General features: G+C 31.8%; 20 protein-coding genes and 1 tRNA gene. 18 read left to right on the top strand and 3 right to left on the bottom strand.

The genetic code is table 11. From position 1 onward, the window contains the following. Window positions 1–49 precede the first annotated feature (49 nt). The 8 genes from ACQ654_RS09105 (at window position 50) to ACQ654_RS09070 (ending at window position 8,711) form a co-directional block, all read left to right on the top strand. A complete protein-coding gene (locus tag ACQ654_RS09105; RefSeq protein WP_430410012.1) occupies window positions 50–1,249 on the top strand; it encodes an FtsW/RodA/SpoVE family cell cycle protein in 1,200 nt (399 codons plus the stop codon). 281 nt (window positions 1,250–1,530) lie between these two features. Beyond that, complete coding sequence (gene murG / locus ACQ654_RS09100; RefSeq protein WP_430410011.1) at window positions 1,531–2,631, top strand: undecaprenyldiphospho-muramoylpentapeptide beta-N-acetylglucosaminyltransferase; 1,101 nt, start codon at window positions 1,531–1,533, stop codon at window positions 2,629–2,631. Between the two features lie 5 nt (window positions 2,632–2,636). Further along, window positions 2,637–3,989 carry a UDP-N-acetylmuramate--L-alanine ligase gene (murC, locus tag ACQ654_RS09095; RefSeq protein WP_430410010.1) on the top strand — a complete coding sequence of 451 codons (1,353 nt, stop codon included), beginning with the start codon at window positions 2,637–2,639 and terminating at the stop codon, window positions 3,987–3,989. Beyond that, window positions 3,979–4,698 carry a cell division protein FtsQ/DivIB gene (locus tag ACQ654_RS09090; protein WP_430410009.1) on the top strand — a complete coding sequence of 240 codons (720 nt, stop codon included), beginning with the start codon at window positions 3,979–3,981 and terminating at the stop codon, window positions 4,696–4,698. Before murC ends, ACQ654_RS09090 begins: the two co-directional genes overlap by 11 nt. 3 nt (window positions 4,699–4,701) lie before the next feature. Beyond that, a complete protein-coding gene (gene ftsA, locus ACQ654_RS09085) occupies window positions 4,702–6,057 on the top strand; it encodes a cell division protein FtsA (protein ID WP_430410008.1) in 1,356 nt (451 codons plus the stop codon). 21 nt (window positions 6,058–6,078) lie between these two features. After that, window positions 6,079–8,031, top strand: coding sequence for a cell division protein FtsZ (gene ftsZ, locus ACQ654_RS09080; RefSeq protein ID WP_430410007.1), 1,953 nt, complete (start codon window positions 6,079–6,081; stop codon window positions 8,029–8,031). Window positions 8,032–8,130: 99 nt separating this feature from the next. Next, window positions 8,131–8,583, top strand: coding sequence for a GatB/YqeY domain-containing protein (locus ACQ654_RS09075; RefSeq protein WP_430410006.1), 453 nt, complete (start codon window positions 8,131–8,133; stop codon window positions 8,581–8,583). Between the two features lie 54 nt (window positions 8,584–8,637). Continuing rightward, a tRNA-Arg gene (locus ACQ654_RS09070) sits at window positions 8,638–8,711 on the top strand. Here ACQ654_RS09070 and ACQ654_RS09065 read toward each other — a convergent pair. Then, window positions 8,665–10,266, bottom strand: coding sequence for a recombinase family protein (locus tag ACQ654_RS09065; protein ID WP_430413015.1), 1,602 nt, complete (start codon window positions 10,264–10,266; stop codon window positions 8,665–8,667). The two genes, ACQ654_RS09070 and ACQ654_RS09065, sit on opposite strands and share 47 nt — an antisense overlap. Next, the gene (locus tag ACQ654_RS09060) at window positions 10,223–10,423 is read right to left on the bottom strand and encodes a hypothetical protein (protein WP_430410005.1); all 201 of its coding nucleotides are present in this window, start codon (window positions 10,421–10,423) and stop codon (window positions 10,223–10,225) included. Before ACQ654_RS09060 ends, ACQ654_RS09065 begins: the two co-directional genes overlap by 44 nt. A 2,200-nt stretch (window positions 10,424–12,623) precedes the next feature. Here ACQ654_RS09060 and ACQ654_RS09055 point away from each other — a divergent pair. The 4 genes from ACQ654_RS09055 (at window position 12,624) to ACQ654_RS09040 (ending at window position 14,424) form a co-directional block, all read left to right on the top strand. After that, window positions 12,624–12,851 (top strand): hypothetical protein, encoded by a 228-nt coding sequence (locus ACQ654_RS09055; protein WP_430410004.1) that lies wholly within the window; start codon window positions 12,624–12,626, stop codon window positions 12,849–12,851. Window positions 12,852–13,327: 476 nt separating this feature from the next. Further along, the gene (locus tag ACQ654_RS09050) at window positions 13,328–13,492 is read left to right on the top strand and encodes a hypothetical protein (protein ID WP_430410003.1); all 165 of its coding nucleotides are present in this window, start codon (window positions 13,328–13,330) and stop codon (window positions 13,490–13,492) included. 313 nt (window positions 13,493–13,805) lie between these two features. Continuing rightward, complete coding sequence (locus ACQ654_RS09045) at window positions 13,806–14,246, top strand: hypothetical protein (RefSeq protein WP_430410002.1); 441 nt, start codon at window positions 13,806–13,808, stop codon at window positions 14,244–14,246. Next, window positions 14,233–14,424: a hypothetical protein gene (locus tag ACQ654_RS09040; protein ID WP_430410001.1), complete on the top strand. Its 192-nt coding sequence runs from the start codon at window positions 14,233–14,235 to the stop codon at window positions 14,422–14,424. The genes ACQ654_RS09045 and ACQ654_RS09040 overlap by 14 nt, the downstream gene beginning before the upstream one ends. Here the strand turns inward: ACQ654_RS09040 and ACQ654_RS09035 are convergent. Then, entirely contained in the window at window positions 14,421–14,867 is a 447-nt protein-coding gene (locus ACQ654_RS09035; RefSeq protein ID WP_430410000.1) for a hypothetical protein, read from the bottom strand. The genes ACQ654_RS09040 and ACQ654_RS09035 overlap by 4 nt on opposite strands. 358 nt (window positions 14,868–15,225) lie before the next feature. Here ACQ654_RS09035 and ACQ654_RS09030 point away from each other — a divergent pair, with 358 nt between their 5' ends. From ACQ654_RS09030 to gwsS, 6 genes are read left to right on the top strand one after another with little or no spacing between them, the layout of a single operon-like run. After that, a complete protein-coding gene (locus ACQ654_RS09030; RefSeq protein WP_430409999.1) occupies window positions 15,226–15,408 on the top strand; it encodes a hypothetical protein in 183 nt (60 codons plus the stop codon). A gap of 48 nt (window positions 15,409–15,456) precedes the next feature. After that, complete coding sequence (locus ACQ654_RS09025) at window positions 15,457–15,672, top strand: hypothetical protein (protein ID WP_430409998.1); 216 nt, start codon at window positions 15,457–15,459, stop codon at window positions 15,670–15,672. 58 nt (window positions 15,673–15,730) lie between these two features. Then, window positions 15,731–16,228: a hypothetical protein gene (locus ACQ654_RS09020; protein WP_430409997.1), complete on the top strand. Its 498-nt coding sequence runs from the start codon at window positions 15,731–15,733 to the stop codon at window positions 16,226–16,228. Continuing rightward, window positions 16,206–17,156, top strand: a complete 951-nt coding sequence (locus tag ACQ654_RS09015) for a hypothetical protein (RefSeq protein WP_430409996.1) — start codon at window positions 16,206–16,208, stop codon at window positions 17,154–17,156. The genes ACQ654_RS09020 and ACQ654_RS09015 overlap by 23 nt, the downstream gene beginning before the upstream one ends. Next, entirely contained in the window at window positions 17,153–17,338 is a 186-nt protein-coding gene (locus ACQ654_RS09010; protein WP_430409995.1) for a hypothetical protein, read from the top strand. Before ACQ654_RS09015 ends, ACQ654_RS09010 begins: the two co-directional genes overlap by 4 nt. After that, window positions 17,328–18,437, top strand: a complete 1,110-nt coding sequence (gene gwsS, locus ACQ654_RS09005; RefSeq protein WP_430409994.1) for a grasp-with-spasm system SPASM domain peptide maturase — start codon at window positions 17,328–17,330, stop codon at window positions 18,435–18,437. Before ACQ654_RS09010 ends, gwsS begins: the two co-directional genes overlap by 11 nt. Window positions 18,438–18,443: the final 6 nt, after the last annotated feature.

Genomic DNA, 18,443 nt, shown 5'->3' with positions numbered 1-18,443 from the left:
ATTTTAAATGTAAAAGTTTTTCAAACAACAAATCAACGAATAACAAAAAATGAATGCCATCTTTAAAAATATAAAAGGAGATAAAGCGCTTTGGGCAGTAGTTGCCTTACTAGCGTTATTCTCGTTTTTGCCTGTATATAGCGCAAGTAGCAACTTAGCGTATTTATATGGAGATGGTAATACGCTTAAATTCTTAATAAAACATGCATCACATTTATTCCTAGGATTTGCTATTATTTACGGTGTACACAAAATGCCGTATCACTATTTCAAAGGTTTATCCATTATCATGATTCCGATAGTATTCGTTTTTCTAGTATATACGTTAGCGCAAGGGAACACCATTGGTGGTGCAAATGCAAGTCGTTGGATGCGAATTCCGTTTGTAGGCATACGATTTCAAACATCAACATTAGCGAGTGTTGTATTAATGATTTATGTAGCCAGATATCTATCGCGAATCAAAGAAAAAGTAGTCACATTCAAAGAAACAATTTTACCACTCTGGATACCTGTATTCCTAGTTGTTGGTTTGATACTTCCTGCTAACTTTTCCACTGCAGGAATCATCTTTTCAATGGTGCTAATGCTATGTTTTTTAGGTGGTTATCCATGGAAATATCTATTAGGAGTAGTAGGAACTGGTATCGCAGGACTATTATTATTCATCCTTGTTGGTAGAGCAATTCCAGGACCGATACAAGTCAAAATACAAACATGGGAAAATAGAGTTAGTAATTATTGGAACGGAGATAAAAGTAATAAAGAAGCAAACTATCAAATAGAACGTGCTAAAATTGCGATTGCAAGTGGTGGCGTGGTTGGAGTAGGAGCTGGAAAAAGCGTCATGAAAAATCTATTACCACAAAGTTCATCGGATTTTATATATGCAATCATTGTAGAAGAATATGGTCTAATTGGAGCTTTATCGTTGCTCTTTTTATATCTCTTACTACTCTTTCGGATTGTCATTGTTGCGCACAAGGCAGATACGATATTTGGTAAATTACTCGCTATTGGTGTCGGATTGCCCATTGTATTTCAGGCATTAATAAATATGGCAGTTGCGGTAGAATTATTTCCAGTAACAGGACAAACATTACCATTAATTAGTAGTGGAGGAACATCAATTTGGATGACCTGTTTGGCAATAGGAATTGTACTAAGCGTAAGTAAAAAGCGCGAAGAAATACTAGAACAAAAAGAAAAAGAAGAAAATCCATTAGCAGTACTCAGCGAAGTGCTATAGGATTTTAGATATACGGTTGTAGATTTTGATTTAATACAATGAAATAAAAAATAAAAAATAGAACTAAAAAAAATTGCCTCTGATTGTTGGAAGCTGATGAAAGTATGTATTTCTTGGAATTGTTTTCCGAGATAACAGATGAGGAAAAAACGGAAATAAATAGATTACATAATGAAGCTAATGAAATATTGTCAATAATAGTTGCTTCGATAAAAACAATGAGGAGTAGGAAAAAATAAAATCATAAGTCGTAAATCAAAAATCGCAAATCAAAAATCAAAATGACTAACAATTCGTATCGAATCATACTATCCGGAGGCGGAACAGGAGGACATATCTATCCTGCGATTGCGATTGCGAACGAATTAAAAAAACGCTATCCAGAATCAGAGTTTCTATTTGTAGGAGCAAAAGATCGTATGGAAATGGAAAAAGTACCACAAGCAGGTTATAATATAGAAGGTTTGTGGATTTCAGGATTGCAACGAAAGCTAACATTCAAAAACTTAATATTTCCAATAAAGTTGATGAATAGTTTAATAAAATCACGCAAAATCATTAAAAAATTTAAGCCAGATGTCGTTATCGGAACTGGCGGATTTGCAAGTGGTCCATTACTAAAAGTAGCTTCGGGGAAAAAAATACCAGCGTTGATTCAAGAGCAAAATTCCTATGCGGGAATCACAAACAAACTCTTGGCAAAGCAAGTACAAAAAATATGTGTCGCATATGACAACATGGAGCGTTTCTTCCCGAAAGGGAAAATTATAAAAACAGGAAATCCTGTACGACGCGATTTATTAAAAATTGAAGGAAAAAGGAAAGAAGGAATAGCATTTTTTCAATTGCAAGAAGGTGTAAAAACAATCTTGATTATTGGCGGAAGTTTAGGAGCAAGAAGAATCAATCAATTGATAGAAAAAGAATTGAATTTCTTCAAAAAGCAAAATGTACAGCTCATTTGGCAATGTGGAAAAATGTATTATAGAGGATATAAAAAACACAACGAATTGGCACATGTACAAGTGCATCAATTCGTAAACAAAATGGATTTAGCGTATGCTGCGGCAGATATCATTATTTCGCGCGCAGGTGCAAGTTCGGTTTCGGAATTATGCATTGTAGGAAAACCTGTAATTTTTATTCCATCACCAAACGTAGCTGAAGATCATCAAACCAAAAATGCCTTATCTATCACGGAAGAAGGCGCGGGAATGTTGATCAGAGAAAAAGAATTAGACGCCATATTTGAAAGTTGCTTTTCTGAACTCATTCAGTCGGAAAAAATGCAAGCCGATTTCAGTATTGAAATCAAAAAACTAGCCTTGCCAGATGCAACGGCAACCATTGTAGATGAGGTTGAAAAACTATTAAACAAATAATAGATTTGAATTTGAAAAACATACATAACGTTTATTTTGTAGGCATTGGCGGAATCGGCATGTCTGCTTTGGCGCGCTATTTCAAATTCAATAACAAAAATGTAGCGGGTTATGATAAAACGAAAACGGAACTTACAAATGCACTAGAAGCACTTGGAATTCAGGTTTCTACAAATGATAATATAGCTGAAATTCCTGCTGAATATTTACACAAAGAAAACACGATCATCATATATACGCCAGCAATTCCGAGTACACATTCGGAGCTAACGTATTTTAGGCAACATAATTTTAGTATATACAAAAGAGCAGAGATTTTAGGCGTAATTACTGAAGATACCTATTGTCTTGGAGTTGCAGGAACACATGGAAAAACAACGACATCAAGTATTTTAGGACACTTGCTAGCGGAATCTGAAACGAGTGTGACAGCTTTTTTAGGTGGAATTGCTGAAAACTACAATTCGAACCTAATACTAAAAGGAAACGAAATTACAGTAGTTGAAGCTGATGAGTTCGATCGATCGTTTTTACAGCTTTCGCCAGATATTGCTTGCATTACGTCAATGGACGCAGATCATTTAGATATCTATGGTGAAAAAGAAGCATTGCACGATTCGTTTATAGAATTTACACAACGTATCAAACCTAACGGAAAACTATTTGTACAAGAAGATATTCAATTAGATGGAATCACATACGGATTCAAAGAAACATCGGACTATTATGTAAAAAACATAAGCATTAAAAATGGTGCTTATCTATTTGATATTGTAACACCTTTTAAAATCATTGAAGACATACAATTTCATTTACCCGGACGACACAACTTGTTAAACGGTCTAGTAGCTTTTGCGATGGCGGAAACAATAGGAACCCCAACCGACCGCCTCGCTAGAGCTTTGGGAACTTTTAAAGGTGTGCAACGAAGGTTTTCATACCAAATAAAAACGGATGATTTCGTATTCATAGACGATTATGCGCATCATCCAACAGAAATAAACGCATTGCATCAAGCGGTTCGTGAAATGTATCCAGAAAAAAAAGTAACGGCAATATTTCAGCCGCATCTATTTAGCAGAACCAAAGATTTTGCAGCCGAATTTGCGGAAAGTTTAGCACAATTTGATGAAATCATTCTCTTAGAGATATATCCCGCAAGGGAAAAACCAATAGAAGGAATTACATCTAGTTGGTTATTGAATAAAATAAAAAACGATCAAAAACAATTGCTCACTAAAGAAAATTTAATTGATCATATCACTAATATAAAAACAGATGTTTTAGTAACTGTTGGTGCTGGTGATATAGGAGCAGAAGTATTAAAAATTAAAAACAGATTAACAGTTGAACATTAATTGGAATGTCATAAAAGGAATTGCAATCGTTGCAGTATTGATATTTTTGTATGCCTTTTCGGCGAACAGAAATGCAACGCGTGTTGTTGGAAATCCTGATATAAAATTCTTGGATGGAGAGCAATATTTCATCACAAGATCGATGGTTAATAAATTGTTAATACAAAATAACGATAGTGTTACGAACATAAGAAAAGATCAATTAGATTTGGATGTTCTAGAGGAGCGTTTACGTTCGAATGAAATGATTCAAGATGCAGAAGTGTATCTATCTGTAAATGGGACTCTTGGTGCAAAAATAAAACAGCGAACACCAATTGCGCGTATTGCAAACAAAGACTCTTTTTATATAGATTCGGAAGGGAAAGCAATGCCTTTGTCTAAAGTTTCTGCCGCTCGTGTTCCATTTGTGGAAGGAAAAGTAGATAAAAAAGCGTTGAAAAATGTATATGCGTTAGCAAAATATATCGCTGAAGATGATTTTCTGAAAAAGAATATTATCACCATTGTACAAAATGAAAATTTTACATTCAATCTAAAATTAAGAACGAATGATTTCGTTGTATTATTTGGTAAAATTGAAAATATAGAAAAGAAGGTGAATAATTTGAAAGCGTTTTACAAAAAAGCTGTAAAAGATAAAACGTTGAATGATTATACGAAAGTTGATTTAAAATTTGCCAATCAAGTAGTATGCACCAAAAAATAAGTCATGGAAAACAATAACATCGCAGTAGGATTAGACATAGGAACCACAAAAATTGTGGCAATGGTTGGGCGAAAAAATGAATATGGAAAGCTCGAAATTCTTGGAGTTGGAAAATCCAAAAGCTTGGGTGTGCACCGTGGTGTCGTAAATAATATTACACAAACCATTCAATCCATACAACAAGCCGTTCAAGAAGCGGAAAGTGATTCGGATAACAAAATTACGGAAGTCGTGGTTGGAATTGCAGGACAACACATTCGTAGTTTACAACACAGTGATTACATCACGCGTACAAACGCAGATGAAGTGATTGATGAAGATGATATTGAATTGTTAATCAATCAAGTATATAAATTAGTGATGCTTCCAGGTGAAGAAATTATTCATGTGCTTCCGCAAGAATACAAAGTTGACGGGCAAGCCGAAATAAAAGAACCAATAGGAATGTATGGCGGACGATTGGAAGCTAACTTTCATGTGGTTGTTGGGCAAGTATCATCAATTAGAAATATTGGAAGATGTGTAAAAAGTTCAGGGTTGGGCTTAGCCGGAATCACCTTAGAGCCGTTAGCATCTGCCAATGCAGTATTAAGTCAGGAAGAAAAAGAAGCAGGAGTTGCTTTAATTGATATTGGTGGTGGAACCACAGATTTAGCCATATTTAAAGACGGAATCATTCGCCACACGGCAGTAATTCCATTTGGCGGAAATGTCATTACAGAAGATATCAAAGAAGGTTGCTCTATCATAGAAAAACAAGCGGAATTACTCAAAATAAAATTTGGATCTGCTTGGCCAGGCGAAAACAAAGACAACGAAATTGTCTCAATTCCAGGATTACGTGGAAGAGAACCAAAAGAGATTACATTAAAAAATCTCTCAAAAATTATTCATGCACGTGTTGTTGAAATCATAGAACAAGCGTACTTAGAAATTAAGAACTACGGGCATGAAGAACAAAAGAAAAAACTAATTGCTGGAATAGTGCTTACAGGTGGCGGAAGTCAGTTAAATCATTTAAAACAATTAGTAGAATACATTACAGGAATGGATACCAGAATTGGGTATCCAAACGAACATTTAGCAGGCGATTCTGATGCAGAAATGGCAAGTCCATTATATGCAACTGCTGTCGGATTAGTAATGAATGCAGTAGAAAACCAATCAAAAGTCGTTGTTGAAGAAGAAGTTGTGGAACCACCTATAGAAACAATTTCAGATGCAGAAACTGCAATCGAAGACAACGCAGAACATACCAATAACAGTGCTCCAGTACAATCGGAACCCAAAAAAGAACGAAAGTCGATCTTTGAAAAATGGGCCGATAAGTTGAAAGATTTTTTAGATAACGCAGAATAATAAAAACCCAGTTAAAGAATTATGAGTAGCAACACAGAATTCGGAAACATTTCATTTGATTTGCCAAAAAACCAATCAAATGTAATAAAAGTGATCGGTGTAGGCGGTGGCGGAAGTAACGCCATCAACCACATGTTCCAACAAGGAATAAAAGGAGTAGATTTTGTCATCTGTAATACAGATTCGCAAGCACTACAAAATAGTACAGTGCCTAATAAAATTCAATTAGGAGTTTCACTTACGGAAGGATTGGGCGCAGGCGCAAATCCGGAAGTTGGAGAAAAAGCGGCATTGGAAAGCATAGAAGACATTAGCACAATGTTAGATACCAATACAAAAATGGTATTTATCACTGCTGGAATGGGCGGTGGAACAGGAACTGGAGCGGCTCCAGTAATTGCAAAACTAGCCAAAGACAAAGACATACTAACCGTTGGTATTGTAACGATTCCTTTCAAGTTTGAAGGAAAAATGCGTAACACACAAGCACGTATCGGAGTTGAAAAACTACGTTCGCACGTGGATTCGTTAATTGTCATCAATAATGACAAATTAAGAGAAGTTTACGGTAACTTAGGTTTCAAAGCTGGTTTCTCAAAGGCGGATGAAGTACTTTCTACTGCTTCTAGAGGAATTGCAGAAGTAATTACGCATCACTACACGCAAAATATTGACTTGCGGGATGCGAAAACTGTATTATCAAATAGTGGAACAGCCATCATGGGATCATCAAATGCTTCTGGGGCAAATCGCGCAAGCGAAGCCATCATGAAGGCACTAGACTCTCCATTATTAAATGATAACAAAATTGCAGGAGCTAAAAACGTACTGTTGCTTATCGTTTCTGGTTCAGAAGAAATTACGATTGATGAAATTGGAGAAATCAACGATCATATTCAAACTGAAGCTGGTGGTGTAGCAAACATCATTATGGGAGTTGGAGAAGATGAAACGTTGGAAGATGCAATTTCGGTAACGATTATTGCTACGGGTTTCGATGTTGATCAGCAAGATGAAATTGTAAATACTGAATCAAAAAAGATTATCCATACTTTAGAAGATGAACAACGCGCAGTACAAAATTTGACTACAAAACCAACATCGGTAGTAACGTCAACTATTCCTGTACAAAAATCTGTTGAAGAAGCTCCTAAAAAGGCGGAAGTAGTACGTCATACATTAATAGATGATGATACAGCGACAATGAATTTGATTCCGACTTCGGAAATTATTAAGAATATGTCTGTTGTGTATGAAGAAGTAAAAGTGCCGCAACCACAAGTTGAACAGGATTTTATTATTACTTCAATGACAGATCAGATTTTGAATTTGGAAGTGAATGATCCTGAATTTGTAGTTGCTGAAACAAAAGAAGAAGAGGAAGAAGAAAACCAGATTGCGTTTACATTTGATATGCCATTGGCAAATACTGTAGTGGAAGAAACTCCAACAGAAGAAGAAAATATTGTTAAGTTCGAATTGACTTCTGAAGAGGTAAATGCTATTGAAGTAAACGATCATGTAGAAGTAATTCCTGTGACAGAAGTTCATGACAAAGGTGTCACACGATACAGTTTGGATGATTATATGGAAGAAGAAGTTACTTCTGAAAAAAATATTCCTCAGGTTGCTGAAGATGGCATTGTTTTTGAGAAAAAGGTAGTAGCGAAACCAGTTGAAGAATCGAAAGAAACAATTGAAGCGGATCCGTTTAATGCTACTATTGAAGAAAGCTTAAAAAACAGAGCTGACGAACGTAGAAGAACATTGAAAAATTTTAACCATAAGTTCAATAAAAACGTATCTTCGCGTATTGAAGAAATTGAGAAACAACCCGCTTACAAAAGAGCAGGTATTGAACTCAATGAAAATAATTCATCAGACACGGCTTCCCGAACCAGTTTAGGTACGGATAGTAATGATGATATGCAATTGAGAAATAATAATTCTTTTTTGCATGACAACGTTGACTAATTAGATTTAGTACTATTATATATGTTTTTTAGACCCGGGAATTGCTGTTCTATTTCCGGGTTTAATTTTTTATCTTCACAGCATCAAAATACAAACATCATGGGATTACAACAAGATATAATGACGGCATTGAAAACGGCTATGAAAGCCAAAGATCAAACTGCTTTGGCGGCTTTACGTGCTGTAAAATCTGAAATATTATTAGCGCAAACACAAAGTGGTGCTAAGCAAGAATTGTCGGAAGAAGAGGAAGTAAAGTTGCTTCAAAAATTAGTAAAGCAACGTAAAGATAGTGCTGCTATTTATTTGGAACAAGACAGAAAAGATTTGGCACTTCCTGAAATTGATCAAGCAGAAGTGATTAGTCAATTTTTACCAGAACCTTTGAGTGAAGATGAAATTGAAAAAGTAGTTGTCATGACAATTGAAAGTATTGGCGCTACAGGAATGAAAGACATGGGAAAAGTAATGGGAATCGTTTCAAAGGAATTGGCTGGGCAAGCAGATGGGAAAACAATCTCTACTATTGTAAAGGCAAAACTGTCTAACTAAAAAAATCAAAAAAATATAAAGTTTTAATATAGATCTCACTTATGTGAGAATTTTGGCTGCGTAGTTCAACTGGATAGAATATCAGATTTCGGCTCTGAGGGTTGGGGGTTCGAATCCCTTCGCGGTCACAGGAGCGGACAAAATAACATTTTTGTTTTTTTGTCCGTTTTTTTTATTTCTAAAACTTACTGACATTGAACGAGTTAATTCAAATATTGAGTTTGCTCTAGTGGTTCGAACTACATCATTTTTGCGATCATACGTGATTCCGTCGGGGAAGATGAGTTTTTGAAATTTCTGTTTTTCCGTATAACTTCCTAATCGCCATATATTGTGTAAGTTACAAAGTAAATCTATCGAATTATTAATATAAGTTTCAAGGTTCGAACTATCCAAGCTGTTTTTTTCAATTTCTTGCTCTATTTCTTTCTTCTGCTCATCATATTTCTTTGAGAACTTTTGATACAACGCACCACCTATTTCGCCAATTACAAAGCGTTCCTCAATCTTTTCTACCTTTTCGTTAATTGTCTTTAGGTTATATTTTAAATGCGCTGTATTATCCTCATTGGACGTATTGAAGTATTCAAAGGTATGCTTCAACTGCATCTTTAGCGGAGCAATGTACTTTTTATCAATTTGATACTTTCCTAATATATCGTTGAATTTGTCATGCAAGTCATTTGCATTTTTGTTGCAAGGACAACCAACCGTTTTGCATTTATAGTAATAGATATTCTTTTTCTTTACCAAATATCCTGTTAGTGGACTTTTACATGTAGCACATTTTGTAAATACCTTTAAAGGTAAATTCTCATTAGTCTTATTGTGTTTTGATTTGTGGTTATTCATAGCTTGAATGCCATGCACTTTTAAAAATAAATCCCTTGGAACAATGGCTTTGTGCTTACCCTCAATAATTTGCTCGTCTAACAAACTATGTGATATCAATCCGCAATACACCACATTTCTAAACATATTAGTTAATCGCTGTCTATATATTTTTAATCCGTATTTCTCTAGTCTGTTTACAATTTCTGCATTGGATAAATTTTCGTTTGCTTTCCATTCAAAAGCTTTCCGCACTAAATGTGCTTTTTCACTTGGAACTATAATGGGAATGTTTTTTTCGTCTCGTGTATTTTTATAGCCAATCGGAGCAGTTCCCATCCAATAGCCATTTAACAAACGATGGCGCATTCCTGTAATGGTTTTGTCTCTGCGTTGGTCGTTATCATATTTACTAAACAGTAAGTTTAGATTTTGATAAAACCGCCCCGTAGAAGTTTGCGTGTCGGCAGGTTGTGTAATGGCAATGAGATTGATTCCTATTCTTCTTATTTTGGCTAAGGTATGAATGGCACTTTCTCCCGCCCTTGAAAAACGATCTGTACTATATACGATGATATGTGAAATCTTTTTTGTCTTTACAAACGAAAGCATCCGTTGAAATTCTTTTCGATCATCCGTTTTAGCACTCTCGTTTGTTCCACCGAAATACTCGCAAATCTCCATATCGTTTTTATTGGCATATTCTGTACAGTATTTTAGCTGACTTTCTAAACTTGTATTATCACGTTGTTTTATATCTGAAACACGTGTGTATATAACGGCTTTGTTATTTCTAATTGTTACATGTTTACTCTGCTTTGCGAAGCTTTGAAATTGAATCAGATTTTTCATGGTTCGTGACGATATTATGAGTTAATAATGATAATTCTTTTAATGTATGTATAATATGAATTGCTTGCTCATCTGACACATCAGCAAATCCGTCGAAGCTTCTTAATTCTTTAACGGAAATCGTTCTTAATGCTGTGATGTCTTTTTCTATCTTCATATAAAGGAACTATGGTATTGCATCTTACCGCTAATGCGTAGTAAGAAGCTATATTTCCCTTTGTGAAAATTGTAGAATTATTTGAAATCATATCTTCAATAATACGAAGAATTCAAATCGAATCCTACTGTTTCATCAATAATTAACAGTATTGTTCCTACAATACATGACTAAGGGAAGTCATTTACTATTTATTTTAATGTGTGTTCATATTATTTTTAAAACTCATTAGTTGCTATTGTAAAGGTTAAAAGAAAAAAAATTAAGTTTTCCAGTATGCGTCAGTTTGAATCAACTCTTTTTTCACTTTTACCTCTTTGAATTACAAATATTGGTATAAAAAAGTAAGCTTTTCAGAGATTGTCACAGATTGACCGAGATTGACACAGATTGTCACAGATTGTCACAGATTGTCACAGCTTTTCATCATTCAAAATCATTTTTCAGTCTGTATTTCTTCTTTTTTATCTTATTCATATCAAATATTACTATAATTTTAATACTGCTTTACAGTTTATGGAAGTTCGTGGAACTTCGTCAAAAACAATGTTGATATATTAAGTTCGTGCAACTTTGTTGATACACTTTTTACTTTTTCACATTACAAAGATTAGCATTAAAAAATATCGAATAATCGATAGCAGCCGATAGCGTTCGATAACAGTCAATAAACTTCGATAGCGATCAATAAACTTCAATAGTCGTCGATAGCAATACCTATTTTTCCATTTCTACAACACAAAAATTGCAGTTATGATTCAAATTTCATTTGTTCACTTTTGTATATCGGTACAAAAGTGAACAAATCACATAGTTTTAGAGTCTTACATTTTCATACTAAAAAAGTGGATATCAGTACTTTTTGAAAAGTGCTTTTTTTATTCTTTAATTACTTTTAAATGACTTGCCAATTTCTTAACAATTAATTTCTAAACACATAATCAGCAATTTTAAAAGCATCTAGAATTTGGAGTTTCTTACTCCATTTTTTTAAGGTTCAACATTCGTTTTAAGTACGCAACTCATGTATTTTATTATTGCTATGGGTATGTAGCAATTTGTCAAATAAAGTTTTATGCGTTTGTCAGTACAAAGATTTAAAACAAAACTGAGATATCATTTGTAAAATTTTGGTCACTGAACAATGGCTTGGAAACGTAGATTATTGCTGAGAAAACTGTTGAAAAAGCACCTAGAATTACTTCCACTTTTTTTATTTTTTTATTTGAAAAAAAGCAAAAAAGAACGTGGACTCGTTTTATTTTATCTATAAAGAGGAAACTGAATTGCTTTTTTAAACTATTAGAAGAACTGCTTTATTTCATATTTGATTAATAAACTTGAAAAATGGCTACTATTTTAGATTTCCGTGAAAAAAAGTAAAACCACTTTGATCTTTTCTTAATAAAGTAAAACCACTTTTACTTTTAAAAATCAAATGCTTGTTTTTCAGTATTTTAAGTTTTAATTCTGTTTTAAAAAAAGTAAAACCACTTTGATTTTTTTCGTAATAAAGTAAAACCACTTTTACTTTTAAAGTATTAAATGTCTGTTTTTCAGTATTTTAAGTTTTAGTTCTGTTTTAAAAAAAGTAAAACCACTTTGATTTTTTTTGTAATAAAGTAAAACCACTTTTACTTTTAAAATATTAAATATCTGTTTTTCAGTATTTTAAGCGTAAAAAATTTCAATTATTTTTTTCAGATAAAAAAACTGGAAACATTTTAAAATAAATAAATTCAAAAAAAAAGCTAAAAATTTTAGTTTCTACTTCATTTTTGAATGTAAAATAAAACCGCTTTGACCTTTTAAAAAAATAAACTTATCACTTAGCAATAAGTTTAAGGAAAAGAATTGAAAAAGAAATTTCATGCAGTAATTACTTATGGAAAAGATAACGTTGCAACTCTATGATGATGCACCCAATTTTACTTGTAAAAACAAGTACTGATTCTTAATTTATTTAAAGTATTACTTTAAGGTTCTTGATGGCTTATTTTATTCACTTCATGCCATTGTTCAGTGAACAAAATTTTACAAATGATATCTCAACTTTCTTCCACATCTTTGTTTACTAAATGAGATTTAGAGATTTCATAAAGCAAAAAAATGATTCAGCGTTTAGAGACGTTGAACAATTCAAAAAAGTAGTATAAACTTGAAAAAAATAGTTCCCCGTTTTCACGAGGAATAAATATGTATGAGAATAGAACAAAAAACCATCAAAGAAAGGCTTGACATGGAATTAACACCAAAAGAAGCAAAACCAATGATTGATAAGAAAGAAATTTTAAAGCACCCAATTACAATAGTAATTATTGTGGGCGTAAGTATTTACGGATTTCTACATGTCTCAAAGCATTTTGTAAGAGCCTATGCTGGACTTGTAAAAGCGGTTCACAATGCACGACATGATTTGAGAAGATAACTTAACTTGTATCAAAAACAAAAGCTTCAATCATTACAATTGAAGCTTTCAAAATTCAGAATAATTTAGTTTTACGATATATTAAAAATGGTAATTACTCTGTAATGATAAATGTTTTCATCATGTGGATTGCATCATTGACGAAAAAATCAAAAAACTTTGATTTGGCAGAATATGAAACAACGTAAAGTGTGTTGTTACCCATGTAATGCTATCTGATAATTTTTGGGTTGGATTTTTTTCAAAGATTTTACACCATATTTATTTATTTGACTGTTAATTTAAGCAACCGTAACTTACATACGGTAAAACCATAGTTATATAAAATGAATGAAAATTCTTTATCTAAAGTTATGTTTAATTACATAATATTACTACTTTAGCAACAACTTTACGGTATTTATAAGATGTAAATTTCTGACTACTATTGTTTTCATATACATTTGATTTAATGTTAATTATTAAATCAAACAACCATGAAAAAATTAGTATGTATTAGTGCATTAGTATTCGGATTATCATTTTTTAATAGTTGTACACCAAATAGTGTAGAAGAACAAGAATATGAAGAATTCCAAGCGACAGACAAAGGAGACGTTACAGCACCAGGAGTCGAAGACGAAGAAGATTCAAACGACTAAAATTATATTATATATAACTGCAATAATTTCTATTATTGCAGTTTTCTCTCATGTATTTTTTCCCACTACTAACTCAGAAGTCGCACAGGCTAGATCAATACATTCAAAAGTAAAAAAGGAAAGAGATAGTAAGTTTAAAGAATTAAGACTAAACTACGAACAATATTCTAGTGGAGAAATTGCAAAAAATAATTTTGAAGAACGAAATAGAGTATTATTAGCTGATTACCTTAGTTTATATGATAAATCTATTTTGAAATATAAGGAACTTGGTTTAGTCAAACAAGATTCAAAAGTATTCTACTTCAAAAACATGAATGTTTTTCTTTATCAAATAAGTGTATTTATTGTGTTACTAATTTTATCAATCTTATTCTATATTACGCTTCAATTGATAGAATACAAATCATTAAAAAGGGCTTATCAATTTTGTTCCTTTGCTTTTATGTCAATTGCATTCTATTATTTAGTTTGGATTTTTTATCCAAAATCAGATTTACCATATTTGGCTTATATTTTCATGATGTTTGCTATCGCTGTAATATTAACCATTGCAACAATGTATTTCTTGAAATGGATGATTCAAAGAAAATCTATTGTATTTATTCACAAGGAAAACTTTAAACGTTTATGGTATTTCATAATCAATATAACACCAAACTTTATAAGCGATACTAAAAAGAAAGAACAATATGTTGATGGATATACAAAAGAAATTGAGGAATTTAAAATACCCTACCATGAAGAATCGTAATATAAAAAAGGTAAAGCAACTACATGAACTCGGTTATCTCAAAGAAGATTCTTTCAATAAAGCCATTTCAGAAATCGAGAAAAAAGTTGAGGAATTGCGTAAAGAGGTGGAGCGTAAGAAAAGAGAAAATGACCATTATTTGAGTCATTTACCTAAAGGCATTAATTTAGCGTTTTAATCAGAATCTTTATCCTTTGCTTGCGGTTGAACAATTCCAAATTCAATTAATCGTTGTCGTATTTTTTGCTCTGCAAGATTATCTATAAATAACTTTAAATATTCTGACTTCTTGTAGTAATCTTCCTTGTTCTTCACAAAATGATCTACTAATTCAATAAGTTCAAAACGAACACCTAGCTTTTCTATAAACATATCTTTTGAATCATTAGATTCTAGTAGCATTTCCCCTGTACCATCTGTCAACCACTCACGAGACACATTAAATTCAGTACACAAAATATCAGTCAACACTTTTAATGATTTTTCTCTTGGGTTATCAATCACACTATTTTTAATCTTATCAGCCGAAACTTGTGACAATAAACCATTGCTTACTTGTTGGATTTTATACCCGCTAACATCCAATTCTTTCATAGCTTTTCGGATACGATTGATATTCATATTATTTATTTTATATAATTATTATAGTTTTTGTATAATTTTCATTATATTTGTTTTGGTCAATAACCAAAGGTATTAAAATAAAGTGCAAAGAAATGTACCATAAATGATTTACTGACTAATTAGTTAACAAAACAAATTAAGTTATCATGATAAAATAGATTAATCTAACTAATTACCTAAATTTAGGGGAAGATTCCCCTTACTTATTGTGCAATTTTTTAGTTTATTTGTAGTTAAGTACTGTGTAAAGATTTCCCTTTGTCTCTAAAATTGTGTTGCAACTAAATTTTTCAAACAAGGAAGTAGCTGAAAATCCTATATAATAGAGTAGGCATTAATTTAATTTTTACAAATTATGAAAACAAACAATTTTAAACAAATCGGAAAGGTTGAACTTTCTAGTGTTTATGGTGGTACTAAGCACCATAAAACAACAATAGGTGACCCAGAAAAACCGCAATACACAGATGTTCATATTGATAGAGACGATGACGACAAGTGGACTGCTGGCGATGAACTTGTAATAACTAAACTTTAGTAGTGTTCAATAACTTTATCTTTTTATAAACCAATTAAAAATTCAATTATGAAATCAAAAAATATAAAAAAACTACAAACACTTAAAGTGGAAATTCCTAAAATTTATGGAGGTTGGGATGGTATTCAAGCAACTGGAGGAGGAGTTGTACAACAGTTCAGCTACGAGAGTGATTTATTTGTAGATGAGAACGGAGATGGAAAATGGAGTGCTGGAGAATCGATGCACTTTTATCACACAACTCCTACCATAAATAAAATATAAAATCAGATCATCTGCTTATAAATACTTCTTGTTTATAAGCAGATTAAAAAATCTACCTATGAAAAATATTATTTATTTAGTTTTTCTTCTATCACTTTCGGTTTTCGGTCAAGAAGAAAAAAAGAAAAAAATACTAGACGCTACTTTAATCATGGAAATTGATCTTATGCATGAAAAAGATCAATTATATAGAGGTAGTATATTATATGACCAACAACACTTGTTAAGTGAAGAAGAACGAAAGACATTATGGAAGTTTCAATTTGCAATTGATGATAAAAACACAAAAAGGCTCATTGAAATTGTAAAAAAATATGGGTACGTTAATCAACATAATTCTAATCTTGAATATATTTCAATACTTCCATTATTTTTACACTCACCAAAAAAATATTGGAAGGATATAAAATCCTTAATTGATAGAGAGAAGAGAAAAGGAAACATCAAGGATGCTACTTATGATAAAATAATTTCGCACATGAAATTCAGTATTCCAGAAGATTTAAAAATCAATTATCTCTCAACAAAAAAAAATGATTCTCTTAATAAGCAGTAAATACGATGTTTCAACGAATATCGTAATTCGATGGTTGAATTATTATGGTGTAGATTTTTTGAGATTGCATACAGAAGAATTTAGTATACTGAATCACTTTTATATAAATAATCAATCGATAAGTTTAACCATAAACCACATAAACTTAGAAGCTATTACAGGAATTTGGCATAGACGAGGTAGAATCAGAAACCTACCAAACTCATTAAATAGCTTAGGAAAAGTAACAACCTATCTTAAAAAAGAAGAAGATAGCCTTATCAAATCTATAGAAACGAGTTTAAAGGCTACTAAAAAATATATTGGTTCATACATAAGTGAAATCGAAAATTATAAGTTAGATCACTTAATAGCTGCTAAAGAATGTAATTTAAACATTCCCGATTCAATTGTAACCACTAGCAAGAAAAGTTTATTAGATTTTCGTTCTAAATACGATCAAATAATATCTAAAGATTTACGCTATGCAATTAATATTAAAACGGATGATATAAGCATTAACTCAACAGGAACGTTCAAAGTTACAGAGGATTTAATTTCTGAATTGGAAGATCATTTTGCGCCAATTTATGCGCAAGAGTATATCGAGAAAGAATTTGAAATACGAATATTTTTTATTGAAGATACGTTTTTTTCAATGGGAATTTTTTCTCAACAAGACGAACAAACAAAAGTTGATTATAGAAATTATAATGATGAAGTTCCTAACAGATGTGTTCCCATAAATTTACCGAATGATTTAAAAGAACAACTATTAAATTTTACAAGAAAAGTAAAGCTAAATACGGGTTCAATTGATATGATATATTCAATTGATGAGCGTTATATTTTTTTAGAAGTGAATCCGATGGGACAATTTGATTGGTTATCCAAGAATTGTAATTATTACATAGAAGAAGCGATTGCAAAAGAATTTATGGAAATATGAAACTTCAAAAAATAGAACAATTGCCTTTGACTTTTCATAAGGCTACGATCACAGAAAAATCAGAAATAAAACAATCAAAAAAAGAACAGTTTATCACGATTAAGAAAATAGTATCTGATAAAATTCAAATCGAAAAATTTTATAAACCAATATCAAAAATATTCTCATTTGATGAAGTTTAATACTCCTTTTAAATTATTTGCAAACTGCGTTATTGTTAAAGGTTACAATAGAAGTACTATTTGTGATTTACAACGAAATGATGTTAGAACTATACCAAATGATTTGTATGATATATTAACAAATCATGAAGATAAAACTATCAATGAAATCAAAAAACAGTATAATAATGAGTTTGACGAAATCATTGACGAGTATTTTCAATTTTTGTTTGATAATGAGTTTGTATTCTTTACAAAACAGATAGCTATTTTTCCATCATTATCTTTAAAGTGGTCTGATCCTACGATCATAAGTAATAGCATTATCGATATTGATAAAAATTCTAGTTATGATGTACTTAAAGTTTTAAAACAACTTGATGATTTACATTGTAGGCATTTAGAAATTAGAAATTTTGATGTTGCAAGAATTGATGTTATGGAAAATATGCTTGTTTTCTTAAAAGAAAACGAATCATCAATACAATCAATAGAAATATTATTGCCTTTTTTCAAAGACATTGAAAAGTGGATAACTTCTATTACAAATCAATTTTTACGTATAGATTTTATAAGAGTATTTAACAGTTCTATCAATCAAAATATAGTACCAAAGGGTAACAGTAAAGCACATGTAATGTATACAAAACAGCACTATGAAAGTGAACTATGTTGTGGAAAAATAAGTCAAAATTTCTTTGCTGCAAATATGAAAGCTTTTACAGAAAGTGTAAACCATAATTCCTGTTTAAATAAAAAACTTTCAATCGATAAAAATGGAAATATCAAAAATTGCCCTTCTATGCAGAACGGATTTGGTTCAGTCAATGACACTCAATTGAAAGACATTATAATTGATAAAGAGTTCACAAATGTTTGGAGCATTACAAAAGATCAAATTTCAGTATGTAAAGACTGTGAATTTCGTCATATCTGTACAGATTGTAGAGCATATAAAGAAAACCCAACAGATGAATTTTCTAAACCGCTAAAATGTGGTTACAGTCCATATACTAATGAATGGGAAGATTGGAGCATAAACCCTTTAAAAAAAGAAGCTATCTCATATTACAAATTAAAGGCGGTAACTGAAAAGCCTAAAAAGAGTAAGTCAAACTAAAATTTA

It is taken from the genome of Kordia sp. (assembly GCF_965283645.1).
GTDB lineage: Bacteria > Bacteroidota > Bacteroidia > Flavobacteriales > Flavobacteriaceae > Kordia.
Note: the sequence above shows the minus strand (reverse complement) of the source record. Positions and strands in the feature narration are given on the sequence as shown.